11 protein-coding genes and 1 pseudogene are annotated in these 16,862 nt (G+C 70.0%); 10 read left to right on the top strand and 2 right to left on the bottom strand.

All coding sequences use genetic code 11. From position 1 onward, the window contains the following. Nucleotides 1-28: 28 nt before the first annotated feature. From ABTX60_RS21780 to ABTX60_RS21815, 8 genes and pseudogenes are all read left to right on the top strand, one after another. The gene (locus ABTX60_RS21780) at nt 29-2,164 is read left to right on the top strand and encodes an alpha-galactosidase (protein ID WP_352098658.1); all 2,136 of its coding nucleotides are present in this window, start codon (nt 29-31) and stop codon (nt 2,162-2,164) included. Between the two features lie 860 nt (nt 2,165-3,024). Continuing rightward, on the top strand, nt 3,025-3,624 hold the full coding sequence (locus ABTX60_RS21785) for a hypothetical protein (RefSeq protein WP_352098659.1): 600 nt from the start codon (nt 3,025-3,027) through the stop codon (nt 3,622-3,624). A gap of 196 nt (nt 3,625-3,820) precedes the next feature. After that, nucleotides 3,821-5,170 (top strand): right-handed parallel beta-helix repeat-containing protein, encoded by a 1,350-nt coding sequence (locus ABTX60_RS21790; protein WP_352098660.1) that lies wholly within the window; start codon nt 3,821-3,823, stop codon nt 5,168-5,170. 241 nt (nt 5,171-5,411) lie between these two features. Continuing rightward, entirely contained in the window at nt 5,412-7,016 is a 1,605-nt protein-coding gene (locus ABTX60_RS21795) for a family 43 glycosylhydrolase (RefSeq protein ID WP_352098661.1), read from the top strand. Nucleotides 7,017-7,240: 224 nt separating this feature from the next. Then, nucleotides 7,241-9,172, top strand: coding sequence for a glycosyl hydrolase 53 family protein (locus ABTX60_RS21800; protein ID WP_352098662.1), 1,932 nt, complete (start codon nt 7,241-7,243; stop codon nt 9,170-9,172). A gap of 155 nt (nt 9,173-9,327) precedes the next feature. Continuing rightward, the gene (locus ABTX60_RS21805; protein ID WP_352098663.1) at nt 9,328-10,641 is read left to right on the top strand and encodes an RICIN domain-containing protein; all 1,314 of its coding nucleotides are present in this window, start codon (nt 9,328-9,330) and stop codon (nt 10,639-10,641) included. Nucleotides 10,642-11,125: 484 nt separating this feature from the next. Next, nucleotides 11,126-11,464, top strand: coding sequence for a hypothetical protein (locus ABTX60_RS21810; protein ID WP_352098664.1), 339 nt, complete (start codon nt 11,126-11,128; stop codon nt 11,462-11,464). A gap of 2 nt (nt 11,465-11,466) precedes the next feature. Next, nucleotides 11,467-11,589: pseudogene (locus ABTX60_RS21815) on the top strand (DNA-binding response regulator); the annotation flags it as partial. A gap of 495 nt (nt 11,590-12,084) precedes the next feature. Here ABTX60_RS21815 and ABTX60_RS21820 read toward each other — a convergent pair. After that, a complete protein-coding gene (locus ABTX60_RS21820) occupies nt 12,085-14,094 on the bottom strand; it encodes an FtsX-like permease family protein (RefSeq protein ID WP_352098665.1) in 2,010 nt (669 codons plus the stop codon). After that, the gene (locus ABTX60_RS21825; RefSeq protein ID WP_352098666.1) at nt 14,091-14,813 is read right to left on the bottom strand and encodes an ABC transporter ATP-binding protein; all 723 of its coding nucleotides are present in this window, start codon (nt 14,811-14,813) and stop codon (nt 14,091-14,093) included. The genes ABTX60_RS21820 and ABTX60_RS21825 overlap by 4 nt, the downstream gene beginning before the upstream one ends. A gap of 161 nt (nt 14,814-14,974) precedes the next feature. Here ABTX60_RS21825 and ABTX60_RS21830 point away from each other — a divergent pair, with 161 nt between their 5' ends. Both ABTX60_RS21830 and ABTX60_RS21835 read left to right on the top strand, forming a co-directional pair. Beyond that, complete coding sequence (locus ABTX60_RS21830; protein ID WP_352098667.1) at nt 14,975-16,171, top strand: sensor histidine kinase; 1,197 nt, start codon at nt 14,975-14,977, stop codon at nt 16,169-16,171. Continuing rightward, entirely contained in the window at nt 16,168-16,827 is a 660-nt protein-coding gene (locus tag ABTX60_RS21835; RefSeq protein WP_352098668.1) for a response regulator, read from the top strand. The genes ABTX60_RS21830 and ABTX60_RS21835 overlap by 4 nt, the downstream gene beginning before the upstream one ends. The last annotated feature ends 35 nt before the right edge of the window (nt 16,828-16,862 follow it).

Consider the following 16,862-nt stretch of genomic DNA (forward strand, 5'->3'; position numbering starts at 1 on the left):
CCGACCGCCATCAGCCCGAAAGGCCGCCATGCCGAACATCGCCCACGACCCCGAGCACCGGCTGTGGGTCCTGTCCGGACCCGGCTCCAGTTACGTGCTGCACCTCGACGACGCCGACCGACTGCGCGGCCTGCACTGGGGGCCCCGCCTCACGCTCGACCAGGCCGTCTCCCTGCTCCGCTACCCACAGCCCGGCCGCCGCTCCTTCGAGGACGACGCCGACGGCACCCTCGACCTCGACACCGCCGGAGCCATGCGCTACGCCCACGCGGGCGTCCAGGTCCGCTTCCCGGACGGCGTGCGCGACCTCGAACCGCAACCGGCCGGCGAGGGGTTGCTGTACCACGAGGACGGCACGGAACTGGTGCTGCGCTTCGCCGACCGGCACTACCCGCTCACCCTGGAGGCCCACTACCGCGTGCGCTCCGACACCGATGTCATCGAACGCCACCTCGTCCTGCGCCACACCGGCACCGAGGCCGACGGCGCGATCACGATCGTCCGCGCCGACTCCGCCACCTGGGTACTGCCCCGACTGGGCGAGTACCGCCTGAGCCAGGTACGGGGGCAGTGGTGCGCCGAGACCCAGCTGAACCGGACCCCGCTGCCCTACGGCGAGACCGTCCTCACCAGCCGCCGCGGCACCACCGGCCACCAGTCCAACCCGTGGGCCATGATCGACGACGGCGGGGCCGACGAGGCCCACGGTGCCGTCTGGTCGTGTGCCCTCGCATGGAGCGGCAGCTGGCGGCTGACCGCCGAGCGCATGCCCACCGAACGGGTCACCCTGTCCGCGGGCTTCGGCCACGACCCGGTCACCTGGAAGCTCCTGCCGGGCGAGGAACTGAGCACCCCTGTCTGCGCGGGCGCGTACACGGAGGGCGGCTTCGGCGCGGCATCCCGTCTGTGGCACCGACACGTCCTGAACCAGGTGCTGCCGCACCCGGAAGAGATGCGACCGGTGCTCTACAACTCCTGGGAGGCAACCGAGTTCGACATCGACGTCACCGGTCAGATCGCGTTGGCCGAGAAGGCGGCTGCGCTCGGTGCCGAGCTGTTCGTCATGGACGACGGCTGGTTCGGCGCCCGCACCCACGACGCCGCCGGACTCGGCGACTGGACCCCCAGCCCCGACCGCTTCCCCGACGGCCTCGCCCCCCTGATCGACCGGGTCCACGAACTCGGTATGCGCTTCGGCCTGTGGGTCGAGCCCGAGATGGTCAACCCCGACAGCGACCTGTACCGCGCCCACCCCGACTGGGTGCTGCACCACCCGCACCGCCGCCGCACCGAGCACCGCAACCAACTGGTGCTCAACCTCGCCCGCCCCGATGTCGCGGCATGGCTGCACGGCCGACTTGACGAACTGCTGTCCAAGAACGCCATCGACTTCCTCAAGTGGGACATGAACCGCCCCTTCTCCGAGGCCGGCTGGCCCGACGCGGACGGGGATCCCGACCGGCTGTGGATCGAGCACGTGCGCAACCTCTACACCCTGCTCGACCGGCTGCGGGCCGACCATCCACACCTGCGCATCGAGTCGTGCAGCAGCGGCGGAGGCCGACTGGACCTCGGCATTCTTGCCCACACCGACCAGGTGTGGACCTCCGACAACACCGACGCCGTGGACCGCGTCGAGATACAGCACGGCTTCTCCCAGCTCTACCCGGCCCGGATCATGGGCGCCTGGGTCACCGACAGCCCCAACCCCTACACCGGGCGCAGCGTGCCCCTGGACTACCGCTTCCACGTCGCCATGAACGGCGTCCTGGGGATCGGCGGCGACCTGAGCCGGTGGAGCCCGGCCGAAATGGACCGGGCAGCAGAACACGTGGCCGCCTACAAGCGCGTACGACACCTCGTACAGCTCGGCGAGCAGTACCGGCTGGGGCCCCGCCACGGCGGAGAGCCGAGTGCCGTGCAGTACCTGGCACCCGACGGCAGGGAAATGGCCGTGATAGCCCTCAGAACGGCGCGGCGCTTCGGCCGCGACGACCCGGCCCTGCCACTGCGCGCCCTCGAGCCCTCGGCACGGTATCGGGATGCCGCCACCGGAGTGCTGCATCATGGCGCCGTCCTGCTCACACACGGCCTGCCCTTGGAGCTCGACGCGGACGACCACGCGTCGACTCTCGTCCATCTGATACGCGACTCCACCCCGTAGTGAACCTCGAACGCCTCCAAGAGGGCGCGTGTGGAGTCGGGGTGACCGGGGCCCGGGAGCGGCGTCCCGCACACGACGCGCCTGCCAGGCGGAGCGGGTAGGTCGATGGGAGACCCGGTCGTGGGACGGCGAAACCGGTCGTCGGGTTCAGCGACATCTCCCACCTCCACCTCGCCCTGTGGTCACGATGCCGCCTGGCTTCACTCCATTGCCCTTTCGCCAAAGTCAACGACACCTGCACCGGACCCGCTTCCGCCGAGTCCCTGCGCCGGGCACTGATGACCACCGACCCCCGTCACCCTTCAACGCGACCCGTCCGAGGCGACCGCTGAAGTCGCCGTCTACGGCACGGCGACGGGCATCCTGACGCCGGAGCAGGCGAGCACCCGACGGCTTGCACTGCGCACCGCGCTTGAGTGGCGGGGATGCGCGCCGACGGTCTCGCCCAACCGGCCCAGAACGCCCCCCGTTCGGTGGCGGCCTGGTCCGTGTACGGTCCCTACCTCGACATCAGTGCCCTCACGATCGCCGGCACGAGCGCTGTTATCGATCACAGCCGAGCTTGACGACCCGACGGCTTGCCCCTGAGTTCTGAGGGATTGGGTCGCAGAGATTGACAGATGAGAGTCCGGTGGCGACTCTTTCAACTATTCGAGCGGGTGTGGGAACGTTCACAGTCCATGGGTGCCACGATGAACTGATCGCATGGCATCGCCCCTCACCGCCTCGGGCCGTGCACCTCCGCATCAGTGGTGACAGGAGGCATCTCCATGGGCGAGTTAGGGCTGGTCGGCTCGACAGCCAAGGTCTCGTTAGCCGGAACCACAGCCGTATCCCTGTCCGTCGCGGCTACGGCCCTCATGGGCGACGCGGGTGTCGCAACGCCGCCGGTCGGCATCGGGCTCGACGGCGGCAGTGAGTACGACTTCGTCCTGGATCGCCAGACCTCGCCGCGGAAACCGGAAGCGTATCGGCGCGACGGACAGCTCCTCCGCGCGGTCGACGTGGGCGCTGCCAGCACCAGCCAGAACACCATCGAAGGCGGATCGTCCACCATCGATGTCGGCCACCACGACGGCGTGCCCCTGTACGACTTCGACAGCGACGGCCGTTTCGAGTTCACCGTACGGATCGCTGGCGGTGGCCGCTTCGGCGACGGCACCACCGACCCCCGCATCGACGACGAACGCCGGTTCGTCGCGCTCCTCGACGGCATGACCTGGACACCTCGTGTGACCGCTCCCGTGCCGATGGACTACCTGGCGGACGGCCCGATGTACGTCGGTGTGGGATACCTCGACGGTGCACGGCCCAGTCCGGTCGCCCTCATGAAGGGCCGCAGAGACAACACCGGTCCGCCCTTGGTCCAGTGGTGGAATTGGCTGCGCGGCAGTCAGTACACACCCGACGGACACTGTCCGGCGACCGCCTTCACTACGCGGCCGGCAACGGCTCCATGATCTGGCGGCACACCGCATCCCGCACCCCCGATGTGGGGCGCGGGACGGGCGGCGACATCGACGCGCGGTTCCCCTGCCTGGGGGCCCGGTTCTTCATCACCGATCACCCGACGAGCAGTCCCACCCTGTCGACCGCTGCCTCGGTGCCGGCGCCGGCCACCGCAGACGAGCATCACCTACCCCGGGAGACGAAGCTGTGAGAACCGCGAGGTCGGTCACCCCTGCCCTCCTGCTCTCGATGGTCACGGCGAGTTCCATCGCGATGGCCCCTGGCGTGGCCTCCGCGATCGATGCGGCGGCCGGGAACACGTATTACGTCGCCCCGAACGGGAGTGACGGCGCAGCGGGCACGCAGGCCGCTCCGTGGGCGTCGATCGCCCGTGCGCAGTCCGTCGCCAAGGCGGGTGACACGGTCTATTTCCGGGGCGGCACCTATGCCTACACCCGTGCGACCAGCGCCTGTTCGAGCCAGTCCGCCAGAGTCGACGCGATCACCCTGAACAAGAGCGGCAGCCCGGGCAACCCGATCCGGTACTGGGCCCATCCGGGCGAGAAACCGGTCTTCGACTTCTCGCGCATGACGGACGACTGCCGTATCAAGGGCTTCAACGTCACCGGCAGCTGGATCCACCTCAAAGGGCTGGATGCCACCGGCGTGCCGCAGAACAACAACCGGAACGCCGAGTCCTGGGGGATCTGGGTTTCCGGCAGCAACGACACCTTCGAGCAGATCGACACCCATCACCACATGGGCACCGGTCTGTTCATCAACGGCGGGGGCGCCAACCTCGTCCTCAATTCGGACTCGCACGACAACTACGACTCGCGCAGCAATGACGGGCCGGGTGAGAACGCCGACGGGTTCGGTTCGCACTACACGCCGGCCGGCCGCCCCGCGAACGTGTTCCGGGGATGCCGCGCGTGGTGGAACGCCGATGACGGGTTCGACCTCATCTCCACCTACTCGCCCGTGACCATCGAGAACTCGTGGGCCTGGCGCAATGGGTACGTGCCGGGGACGACAACGTCTTCCGGCAACGGAGCCGGCTTCAAGTCGGGTGGATATGGGGGCGACTACGAAGCCAACGCGCCGAAACACACCGTCCGCTTCTCGGTGGCGTTCCTCAACAAGGCGGCCGGCTTCTACGCCAACCACCACCCGGTGGCCAACGACTTCTTCAACAACACCGGCTACGGAAACCACCCGAACTTCAACATGCGGGGTGTCGACTCGAGCGGCGCCGCCGTCGGGCGGGGCAACCTGCGCAACAACATCGCCTACACCGGAACGCCGACGTCGTACATGCCCGGCACCAACGCCGCGTACAACTCCTGGGACCTCGGCGTCCCCTTGTCGAACTCCCAGTTCCAGAGCGTGTCGACGTCCGGCTGGGACGCGCCCCGCCCGTCCGACGGGAGCCTGCCCGTGCTGCCCCACCTCCGTCTCGCGGCGCAAAGTGCCCTGATCGACAAGGGCACCGACGTGAGACTGCCATTCAGCGGAAGTGCGCCGGACCTCGGCGCCTTTGAGAACGACGGAAGGTGACATCGTGAGGCAAGGATCGCGCGTCGTTCCGAAGTGCTGGAAGGCGGCCGCCGCCGCATTGTTGTCCGTGGCGTTGGCGGCACCGCTCTCGTCGAGCACCGCTGCGGCCAGGACACCTGCGACGAGCACGGTCGCGGACAACTCGGCAACGGTGCTCCAGAACCAGGGTTTTGCTGCTGAACCGGTAACCGACCGGGGCCTCAAGCACCTGGTGTCCGACTACCGGACACGCACTCCGTCCATGTACACGGCTGACTCCTGGAAGCCCTTCGCCAAGGCGTTGACCGTCGCGGCCCATGTGGCCGACGACACCTCGGCCACCACATCTGACGTCGCCGCCGCGAAGACGGCACTGATGACCGCCGCCTCGGATCTGAAGGCCGCCGACGAGGGAACGTTCCAGACCATCACGAACGACACCTTCTGGAACGACACCAGTGGCAACCCCATCTACTCGCAGGGCGGCGGGGTCTTCAAGTTCGGCGACACCTACTACTGGTACGGCGTGCACTACACGGGCGCCGAGCTCTACCGGGCCAATCCGACGAAGAAGTACGACGGCGACGTCAGCTTCGTCTCGATCCCCGTGTACTCGTCCAAGGACCTGGTGAACTGGAAGTTCGAGAACCGCGTAGCGACGCGCTCGACCAAAATCAACAACGGCGCCACCCTCGGTCAGGCAGGGTGGGTCGGGCGGCTCGGAGTCTCGTACAACGAGAACACCGGCAAATACGTGCTCGCCACCCAGGCCTACGTCGGGGGCGGGCACGGGGTCCTGTTGCTGCAGGGCGACTCCCCCACCGACACGTTCGACTACGGCTACTTCCAGACTCAGATCACCAACTCGCCCACGACCGGCACCGGGGACCAGACCGTCTTCACCGACGACAACGGCAAGGACTACCTGATCTTCTCCAACCGCGAGGGACGAGGGCGGGCCTTCGTCGCCAAGTTCAGGGAGTCCGACTCGCTGCGGGTGGAACCCGCCGTGCAGATCGGCCAGAACTCCTCCGGCCGCGAGGGCAACGCCATGTTCAGACTCGGCGGCAAGTACTACCACGGAGCATCGGACCTGCACGGCTGGAACACCTCGGTCACGCATGTCCTGGAGTCGACCACCAGCAACATCCAGGGTGCCTACACCGGCGAGTACACGCTTGCCGGCACGGAGACGGACTACAGCCACGTGACCCAGACCGGGTTCTTCGTGACGGTCAAGGGAACCAAGCAGGAAACGGTGATCTTCGCGGGCGACCGCTGGGCCGACTTCGCCTGGAACGGCATCGGGTACAACCAGTGGATGCCGGTGACCAAGACCGGCACCAGGCCCCAGTTCCACTCGGTGAGCCAGTGGCAGTTCAACGCCACGACCGGAGAGTGGCGCGTCGGACCGGCGAACAACTACGTGCTGAACCCCAACTTCCAGGCCGACCGCATCATCGTCCCGCAGGCGCAGGGCTGGACCAACTTCCGTGAGTCAGGACCGAGCTCGATCGTGACCAACTCCAACGGCGGTGCGAACGGCTCTCGCTTCGCACTGCAGATCGGCGCCGGACAGTCCTACGCCGGTGGAGTCCGGCAGAAGATCACCATGCCGGCCGGCACCTACAAGCTGTCCCTCTTCGCCAAAACCAGCGGTTCGCTCAGCGCCGCGCAGGTGACCGTCACCGACGCCGTCGGCAGCTCGCGCACCCTCAACATCCCGGCGTCGGGCGGCTGGACGCGCCGTGAGCTGGCGCAGATCCCGCTGTCCGCCGGTACCGCGACCGTCACGATCCGAGCGGCGAGCAGCAACGGGCGCCTCTTCGTCGACGGCCTCGGACTCGTCAAGACCTCTGCCGGCTAGGCAGCGCCAGTCGGGGCAGCGCCGGCAGGCAGAGATCGCGTCCGGCGCCCGAACCAACCGGTTGGGTCCGAGCACGGTGGCCGGACGGTCCGACGTCGACTGCCTCGATGTCGGTGCCGCCGATGGGTGACATCCGCTTCCGGCCGTCTTCCCAGTCGGGCCAGCGGCCGGTCGCGTGCAGAACAGCATTCTCCGCACGTACATCACATCGTCAGGAGGAAGGCATGAGCCCCAATCGTCCGGCCCGCGTCACAGCGGGCGTGACGACGGTGGCCACCGTGGTGTCCGCGACCCTGCTCATCGTCCCCGCACCGGCCCGCGCGACCTTCGGAACCGCGGACATCAAGCCGATCGAGAGCAATATCGCCGCCAAGGAGTGGGCCTCCGCGACAGCCGGCAAGAGTTCACCGAACGCCGGTCTGGCCATCGACGGTGACCCGACGACGTCCTGGTACCCCGGTCGCGGCGACGCCCGGCAGTGGCTCACCGTCGACCTCGGTGGAACCTACGACAACCTGCGTAAGGTCAAGGTGATGTTCCCGGACCGGGGCGTGGCCTACCGGTACGTCGTCGAGGCCTCATCCGACGGCCGCCGGTGGAAGACCATCGCTGACAGGTCCCACAGCCGAGCAGTGTCACGAGGGGCGGTACACCTGTTCACCCGGCCGGCAACGCGCTTCGTCCGGCTGACCTTCACAGGTGAGCAGGGCCGCGCCCGAGCGGGTGTCAGCGAGCTCCAGGTCTTCAACTACCTCCGCGACGACGTCACGCTCGGTGCCGATCTGTCCTGGATGGACGACGTGGAGGACCAGCAGTACTGGGTCGACCCCCTGGCCGAGGACCGGGGCGCCGGGCCCCACCTGCTCGACGTGGCCAAGGATCGTGGCATGCAGCACACCCGGCTGCGGATCTGGAACGAGCCGCGCAGCGAGAGCACCGGTCAACCGGCGCCGATACCGCGTCAGGGTCCGGAGCGCTCACTGGTCTCAGCCAAGCGGATCAAGCAGCGGGGCATGGGCCTGGGGATCGACTTCCACTACGCGGACTCATGGGCGGACCCGAGCAAGCAGCCAAAACCGCGCGCCTGGGCAGAGCTGGAGTTCGGGGACCTGTCCCGGGCCGTGTACGACTTCACCTCCGGCTATCTGAAGCGGTTGATCCGGCAGGGCACCACACCGGAGAAGGTTGCCGTCGGCAACGAGATCATCAACGGTTTCATGTACGGCAGCGAGGCGACCCACATCGGCACGACGAATCCGCCGTACTTCGCCGACCAGGCGGATGTCTACCAGTCGAAGCCCGGCGGTGGCCTGCTGTGGCGGTACTGGCGGTCAACCGACCCCAAGGAGCAACAGCTCTACGACCAGGCGTGGGACCGGTTCACCACCCTGGCGGCGGCAGGGATCAGGGCCGTCCGCGACGCGTCACCGGCATCCAAGGTCGAGATACATGTGATCGTCGACAAGGACAAGCTCGCCAAAACGATGGAGTTCTGGCACCAGTTCCTCACCCGGGTGAAGGCGAAGGGCCAGAACCCTGATGTGCTGGCCATCTCGTACTACCCGGAGTGGCACGGTTCGCCCGAAGCGCTGGATCACAACCTCAACACCATGGCCACCACCTATCCCGGCTACGAGATCGACATCGCCGAGACCGCCTACCCCGCCTCGGGCGGTGAGGGTTCGCCGCTCCCCAATTCACCCTTCCCACGGACGATCCAGGGCCAGGCGGACGCTCTCCGGAGGGTGTTCCAGGCCGCCAACGACGTCGTCGACAACCGGGGTTCAGGTGTGCTGGTGTGGGAGCCGGCCGGCTACCAGCCGATGTTCCGGGCCGTGCCCGGACTGGCGAACACATGGGAGCCGCACGCCTCCATCAACGTCTTCAACGCCAGCCGCGCCGAACACATCCTCCAGGACACCGTCTACACCGCCACCGTGGTGGGAGCGGCCCCGAAGTTGCCGCCCTCCCTCCACAGGCTCACCACCGCCGACAACACGATCACCGGTGTCCCCGTCCGCTGGCGGCCGTTGCCACCTGGCGCGACCGACAGGCCGGGTGAGGTGACCATCACCGGGATGACCGGTACATGGCCGGTCACAGCGGTCATCGACGTCGTTCCCAGGCGCGGCGAACGCGACTCGACCACGCCATAGCCCCGGCGGTCCGCGGCGACGTCCGGGAGAACCAGCCCGCCTTCGCCCAGGACGACCCCATCGGTCCCTCCGTCCGGTGGCTCGCGCGCCAAACCGCGCGACGCTCCTGCTCCCCCCTCCCCATCCCCTCCTCCCCTGCACCCAAGGAGTCATCCATGAGCATGCGACGACGGACATTCCTCAGCATGAGCGCGGCCGGAGCAACGGGCGTGGGCCTGTCCCTGCTAGGCGCAGGAGGTGCACCGGCCGCCGCGGGGCCGCTGGGCACGGCGCCGACCACGCCGTTCGCGGTCGGCGTGCGCCGGTACAACTGGACCCGCAGCAGCCGCCCGTGCACCACCTACGTCTACTACCCGGCCACCGGCACCGCTGGGGGGAGCCCGGTGACCGACGCCCCGGTCGCAGGCGGCGTCTTCCCCGTCTACAACATGACCCACGGGCTCGGAAGCAGCCCGCAGAACTCCCTGTTCATCATCCGGGCCCTGGCCTCAGCGGGTTTCATCGTCCCGGCCCCGCACTTCAACCACAACTTCAGCGACGTCAACAACGGCAACACGTCGAAGGACGTCTCGCAGATCCTCACGAACACCCTCGCGCTCAACGCGAGCGGACCGCTGGCCGGGCACATCAACACCGGCATCGGTGTCGGCGTCTCGGGCCACTCCCTGGGCGGCATGGTCACCCACGGGCTGCTGACCTCCTGGCCCGACAGCAGGATCATCTCCGCCAACCCCCAGTCCTGCGTGGACATGGGCAACCCGGCCGGCTCGGTCTCGGCCAAGGTCCTGTTCGTGCACGGCGACCGGGACTCGACCACGCAGTACTCCTCGGCCCGTCAGGCGTACTCGGAGATGACCTGGCCCAAGGCGTTCCTCACCTTCGTCGGCGGCAGCCACACCAGCTTCTGGAGCGACCAGCGCTTCCCGAGGACCGTCGTCGACTGGGCCCGCTGGACCATGTACGGCGACACCGCCGCGCGGGACCGCCTCCCGGCTGACGCGTCCGGGTCCAACACCAGGTGGGAGGCCCAGCTGGGCACCTCGCCCAGCGGTCCGGGCCTCTACACCCTGCTGGCCCAGCACAGCGGCAAGGCCGCGCAGATCAGCGGTGCCTCCACCGCCGCCGGCGCACGGCTCGTCCAGGGGGGCGCCACCAGTAGCACCAACCAGCAGTTCGAGTTCGTCGAGGCCGGCGACGGCCACGTCCGCGTCAAGGCACTGCACAGTGGCCTGTTCCTCCAGCCGACGGGCAGCGCGACCGGCACGGACGTCGTCCAGCAGGCCGACACCGGCGCCACCGGCCAGCAGTGGCGTGTGGTCGACCACGGCAGTGGGGCGATCAGCCTCGTCAACCGGGAGTCCGGTCTGGCGATGGATGTCTGGGAGCACTCGAGCGCCGACGGCGCCCGCATCTCCCAGTGGACGTACACCGGCGACCCCAACCAGCGCTTCACCCGCCGCCGCGTCTGACGGGAGCCGTGTCGGGGCATCGCTCGGCCACATGGGCGGGCGGTGCCCCGGCAGGGCGGGGAGGAGACGCCGGGGGTCGAGGGGTCGACCGGAACCGGACCGACTCGGCCGGATCAGCGGCGTGGTGGACAGCGCTTCCGCGCACACGCGGGAGTGGCGCTCCTGACGGCTCGCCCCGTCCCGGCAGCTCGGCTCGCGGGCTCCGAACCCGCTTTGGCCTCGGTCGGCTCCGACCCTGCCCGTCGGCCGACAGGGGCTGGGTCCGCTTCGGGCCGCGTCGGGCCGCCCGGTCGTGCAAGGGCACCTGTTCGTCGGCCTGATCGCTGTGTCTGAAGCGGCGTGCCCTCACCCACCGGGGGCGGGCCGTTCTTCGCCCCGCTTCTGCTGCGATCGCAGTGAACGAAGTGTCTGCGAGCGGCCAGCGACGAGAGACCGGAGAACTGCGAGCGTAAGGATGGGGCCGTGATCGTCGGCCCACGCCTACGTGCAGTCCTCCGGAAAGGCCCGTCCCTATCCCGCCGGTAACGCCTTCGGGAACAGCTCCACTTCGCAGGACACCGACTCGGCCAAGGCGGCGCTGCTGCAGCAAGCCTCCGACAGCGCTGCGGGCAGGAGCGGCCGGGTCGTGTGGCAGATGAACGGCGGCAGCGTCGAGCAGGCGATGACAGTCGCGCTGGGGGACATCGCCGACGCGCCGGGTGTAACAGCGCTGGCCGGCCCCTACATGCCGGCCGGCAAGGGGCAGATCAGCGAGGACGGCAGGACCGCCTACGCGACGGTCGCGTTCGACCGGGACGTCTCGGACGCCCAGATAGCCATGTGAAGGATCACCTTCTCGACGCCGTCCGTCTGGTCGCGGCCGGTGAGGCGCTGCTCTCCCCCGCGGCCACCAGGGGCCTCATCGCCCGCGTCCTCGCCCAGCCCGCTCCCAGCGACCTCGCCGACCGACATGGGCTGGCAACGCTTTCAGGAAGTGCTCGCGGAAAACCTGGCGACGGCCTCTTCACCTTCAGTGGGACCGCAACGCGCCCTCCAGCCGGATCGGGCAGACTGGCGACAGCAGTGTGCGGCCGGCCCCATGCTCGACGGCGGGCAGACCACGGCCCGCGACGGGGGGCTGCCTTCGGGAGTGTGGGCAGCACCGCGCCCACGCCCGCCGAGAATGCCGTCCCGCGCCGGCCGAACCCAGGCCGATCACCGGACTGTGGTGGTCGCGGGGGTGGCTGGGGTCGGACGTCCGGCGGCCCGTGCGACAGCGGGCAGCTCGATCCGGTCCGGGTGATCCGCGAACCAGGAACAGGCCTGGGGAGAAGGCACATCCACCGAACCGGTTCTCTTCGGCTCATGGCGTGAGGTGCGGAAGATGCCGAGGCATCACGTGATCCGCGCCTCCACTCGTGCCGCGGGGGCTGGGCCCGGCCGTCGGGCTCAGCCCCACACCGATCACTCTCCCCGCACCCCGGCGTGCCGGGCGACCGCGCGCAGCAGGGGACGGCTCAGTCCACCGGCCGCCAGGATCCCGCCGACGCCGGCGGCGCAGCACAGCGCGAGAACGATCAGGCCGCGTCCGTCGAACGACGAGTCGCCGCCCGCCAGCGTCATCGATCCCCCGCACAGCAGTCCCGTCGCGACGGCACCGCCCGCCAGCACCGTGACCGGGATCAGCGTCTCCCGGCTGCGGGCGGCGTCCAGGACCCGGAGCGGGGTTCCGGCCAGGTGCAGCAGGGCGTAGGTGCGGCGGCGGTCCAGGACGGCGGCGGCCGCCGTGATCCCGGCGGAGGTGATGGCGACCGTGAACGTCACCACGAGCACCACCCGGGTGATGGTGGTGAAGTCCTGGGTGAACTGTGCCTCGGACCAGTTCACGTCGATGGTGGTGAGCGGGTACTGGTCCGACGTCAGGCCGGCCAGTGCGGTGCGGGCGCGGTCCAGTTCGGCCGGGCCGCCGGAGACGGTGGCGGTGATCTCGCGACTGTCGTAGGGGGCCGTGGCCACGAAGCCGTCGTCCACGCCGACCACGGCGCTCACCCCGGCGGCGTGCAGGCGCTGTTCGGCCTGCGTCCGCATCTGCGTCACCTTGCCGGTCGGGGCGGCGATGGCGAGTTGGTCGGGCCGTCCTCCCCACGGGGGAGTGCTGTCGATGGTGAGCAGGGCGAAGAACCCGGCGACGAAACCGGCCAGGGTGAGTCCGGAGACGATCCGCCAGGCAGCCTTGGGATCGTCCAGCAGTCGGCGCCCGGCCAGCAGCGTCGCCGGCCGCTCGGCCACGGCGGTGACGATCCCGCCGAGCAGTCGGACCAACCATGGCCCGATCACGGCCAGCGCCAGGAAGACCGCGGCGAACGCGCACAGCGCCACGACGTCGTCGCTGCCGTACTCCTTCGTGATCAAGCCATAGGCGGCGACGACGGCCACGAAGACCACCGCCCGCCCGGCGCTCGCCCCACGGGTGCGCGAGCGCCGGGCCACGCCCAGTGGGCCGACGACCACCTGACGCAGTCCGGCGAGCGCGCTGATCACGACCAGCGCCACCACTCCGGCCATCACCGCCAGCAGTGGCGGTGCGCCGATCCACAGGTCGCTCGTGTACCAGGAGCCGCCCGCGAGCGGCAGGCTCGCCGCCACCGGCAGCAGCAGCCCGTATCCCACGGCACCGAGCAGCGCCCCGGCAGCACCGGTGAGCAGCGCCTCGGCGGTCGTCATTCCGGCGATACGGCCCGGCGTGGCGCCGACCAGCCTCAGTGTGGCGAGGCGCTGGTCACGGCGGGATACCGACAGTCGCGCGGCGGAGGCCGCCAGCACCAGCAGCGGAACGATGACGAGGACGGTGGCGAGCCGGGCCAGGAGCGTGTACAGCCTGCCTGTTCCCTCCATGAGCGGCTTGCCGGTGAAGGACGCGACGCGGGTGGGGGAGGCGATGTCGCCGGCCCGGCGCGGATCGGGCGCGCGCTCGGCGGTGACCGCCGGGTCGGTGGGGCGGTGTCCGATCACCGCGACGAGTTCGTCGGGGTGTGCCAGTGCCGCACGGCCCAGCGTCCCGGCGGGTGTGCCGGGGACCGGGTGGCGGTCGTCGGGCAGCCGGTCGAGCAGGGCGCCGAGCGCCGGAGAGACCCACAGTTCGCCGGGGGCGGGGAAGCGGTCGAGGCCGGGCGGGGCGGGTGCGGTGCGTCCGGGCAGCTGTGCGACGTCGACGACGGTGACCGGCTCACCCCGGGTGAACGTGGTCCCGACCGCCTGGACGGCCACCGGGTGGGAGGACTTCACCGGGGTGCGCCAGTCGGTGCGGTCCGCGCGGTGCTGGAAGCCCAGGTTCATCGCGACGCACAGCAACAACAGGGCGGTGGACACGGCCGCCGCCGCGACCGCGAGCCCGGTGCCGAGCAGGCCGGTGCGGCCGCCGGCCCGGGTGAGCCGCCAGGTCAGCGTCCACGTGGTGCGGTCCAGTGCTCTCATCGCCGGTACCCCGCCTTCGTGTCGGTCCCTGCGTGAGCCGCCGCCCGCTCTTCGGCCAGCCGGCCGTCTCGGACCTCCACCGTGCGGTCGCACCAACGGGCCACGTCCGCGTCGTGGGTGACGACGACCAGGGCGGCGCCCTGGCTGCGGCTGACCTCCACCAGCAGGCGGATCACCTCCAAGCCGGTGGCCTGGTCCAGCGCGCCGGTCGGCTCGTCAGCGAAGATCACCTTCGGCTTACCGGCCAGGGCGCGGGCGATGGCCACCCGCTGCGCCTGGCCTCCGGACAGCTGCCCGGGGCGCCGGTCCTCCAGGCCCGTGAGGCCCAGCGGGCCAAACCACTGCCGGGCCTGCTCGACGGCCGCCCGGCGCGGCGTGCCGCCGAGCATCAGCGGCAGGGCCACGTTCTCGTCGGCGGGCAGTTCCGGCAGGAGCTGGCCGGACTGGAAGACGAAGCCGAACGCGGTGCGGCGCAGCTCGCTGCGGGCCGGTTCGCGAAGCTGGTCGATCCGCTCGCCGTCCAGCACAACCTCACCGGAGTCGGGCCGTTCGATGCCGGCCAAGCAGTGCAGCAGAGTGGACTTGCCGGAACCGGACGGACCCATGACGGCCAGCGACTGGTCGGCCGTAACGCCGATGTCGACCCCGGCCAGGGCGCGGGTCATGCCGTAGGACTTGAACAGGCCGGTGCCGGTCAGGACGGCGGAGGTGGTGTTCATCGGGCGGACTCCCCGGAGGAAACGGTGCTCATCGGATGCATGCCGTCCACGATCGGGGCGCACGCCCCCGGCGGGTTCGGCCGGACGGCCGGTTGTGAGTGCCGGACATCGGCCGTTCGGCCGAGCCCGCGGGGGATCGCCTCTTCCGTATCCTGCCGAGCGTGTACTCCGAGACTTCGCCGCGCCGCCGGGCGCTGGTCGCCGTCGGCTGGATCTTCCTCGGCCTGGTGGGGCTGCTGGACGTGTTCGCCGGTAGGGAGCCCGACTACCGCTGGACGAGCTGGCTGCCGATCGTGTCCGGCCCACTCGCCTGCGCGGCGCTGCTGTGGCCCGGCCGTGGGCCCAAGATGCAGGTACGTGCCCTACTCGTCGCAGCCGGCTCGCTGGCCCTGACGGTTGGGATCGCCGTGTTCGCGGGCCCGGACGGTGCCGGTACCTGGGGAGTGTTGGAGGGCGTCGCTCTGCTGGTGCTGCTGTCCCGTGCCGTGTGGGCGGTGCCCCGCCCGAGGACCGCGGCAGCCGTGTCGGCCGCACTGGCCGTGGCGGCCATCGCGATCCCACTGCGCTGGCTGCCGAGAGACATCCAGAACGACAGCCAGACCGCCATCAACTGGTGCCTGCTGATGACGCTCGGCGCGGGCACGGCTCTCGCCTGGGGTCTGCGGGCACGGCTGCTGAAGGAGCAGCGGGCCCGCGACATCGCCGCCGTACGCCAGCGCCAGCGCCTGGAACTCGCCCACGACCTGCACGACTTCGTCGCCCACCACGTCACCGGCATCATCGTCCAGGCCAACGCGGCGCTCACCCTCCAACACACCGCACCGGAGCAGGTCGCACCGCTGCTGGAGAACATCAGCCGGTCCGGATCGGAGACGCTGGACTCGATGCGCCGACTGGTGCGGGTCCTGCGCGAGGACGACCACGCGGACGTCCGGCCCGGCGAGGTGTGGGCGGAACTCGCCCGCTTGGTCTCGGCGTTCTCCGAAGACGAAGCGGACGTCCAGCTGCACGTCGCCGCGGCGGCCCGCGAGGCGCCTCTCGCCCCTGAGGTGGAGACCTCCGTGCACCGAGTCGTGCAGGAGGCCCTGACCAATGTCCGCCGGCACGCGCCCGGCGCCGTAGTGGCCGTACGGGTCGACGTGGACGGGCCTCGGCTGCGGGTCGAGGTGCACAACACGGCACCGGCCGCGCGCCACCCCGGCCCGGTCGGCGGACGCGGCGGCTTCGGACTGGTCGGCCTGCGCGAACGCGTCGAAGCGGTGGAAGGCACGCTGACCGCCGCCCCCACCGACGACCGCGGCTGGCGAGTGACCGCCGCCTTCCCCGTGCTGGCCGCCGTGGAAGGATCACCGGCGTGAACGACACAGCGATCCGCGTACTGATCGCGGACGACCAGGAACTGGTCCGCATGGGCTTTAGGCTGATCCTCGACGCCCAGCCCGGCATCGAGGTGGTCGGCGAGGCCGCCGACGGCGCCGCCTGCGTGGAACTCGCCCGCCGCATGCGCCCGGACGTCTGCCTGGTGGACATCCGGATGCCGAAACTGGACGGTCTGGACGTCACCCGCGCCCTGGCGGGCCCCGGAGTCCACAGCCCGATGAAAGTCGTGGTGATCACCACCTTCGACCAGGACGACTACGTGCACACGGCGCTGCGCAACGGAGCCTGCGGCTTCCTGCTCAAGGACGCTCCGCCCGGCCTGCTGATCGAGGCGGTGCGAGCCGCCGCCCGCGGCGACGCCCTGGTCTCACCGGCCGTCACCGTCCGGCTGCTGAAGCACCTTTCCGCCACGCGGGACGAGCCGGCCGTCGCCTCGCCGCTGACCGATCGGGAAATGGACGTGGCCCGGCTGGTCGCGGTGGGCCGCACCAACCAGGAGATCTGCGAGCAGCTGGTCGTGTCCCTGTCCACCGTCAAGACGCACCTGGCCAACATCCAGCAGAAGATCGACGCCCGCAACCGGGTCGAGATCGCCGCCTGGGCGTGGGAGTCCGGCGTGGTCAGGGAGCGGTAGGGCGGACGCGCAAGGGCTACCGCCCCGTCCGGGAG

The sequence above is a fragment of the Streptomyces sp. NPDC126510 genome (assembly GCF_040302345.1).
In the GTDB taxonomy this organism is placed as follows: domain Bacteria; phylum Actinomycetota; class Actinomycetes; order Streptomycetales; family Streptomycetaceae; genus Streptomyces.

What these genes read in the sequence shown, in the direction of transcription:
- ABTX60_RS21780 (WP_352098658.1), top strand. Translation starts at nt 29, where the DNA reads ATGCCGAACATCGCCCACGACCCCGAGCACCGGCTGTGGGTCCTGTCC.
- ABTX60_RS21785 (WP_352098659.1), top strand. Translation starts at nt 3,025, where the DNA reads ATGGGCGACGCGGGTGTCGCAACGCCGCCGGTCGGCATCGGGCTCGAC.
- ABTX60_RS21795 (WP_352098661.1), top strand. Translation starts at nt 5,412, where the DNA reads ATGTACACGGCTGACTCCTGGAAGCCCTTCGCCAAGGCGTTGACCGTC.
- ABTX60_RS21800 (WP_352098662.1), top strand. Translation starts at nt 7,241, where the DNA reads ATGAGCCCCAATCGTCCGGCCCGCGTCACAGCGGGCGTGACGACGGTG.
- ABTX60_RS21805 (WP_352098663.1), top strand. Translation starts at nt 9,328, where the DNA reads ATGAGCATGCGACGACGGACATTCCTCAGCATGAGCGCGGCCGGAGCA.
- ABTX60_RS21820 (WP_352098665.1), bottom strand. Translation starts at nt 14,094, where the DNA reads ATGAGAGCACTGGACCGCACCACGTGGACGCTGACCTGGCGGCTCACC.
- ABTX60_RS21825 (WP_352098666.1), bottom strand. Translation starts at nt 14,813, where the DNA reads ATGAACACCACCTCCGCCGTCCTGACCGGCACCGGCCTGTTCAAGTCC.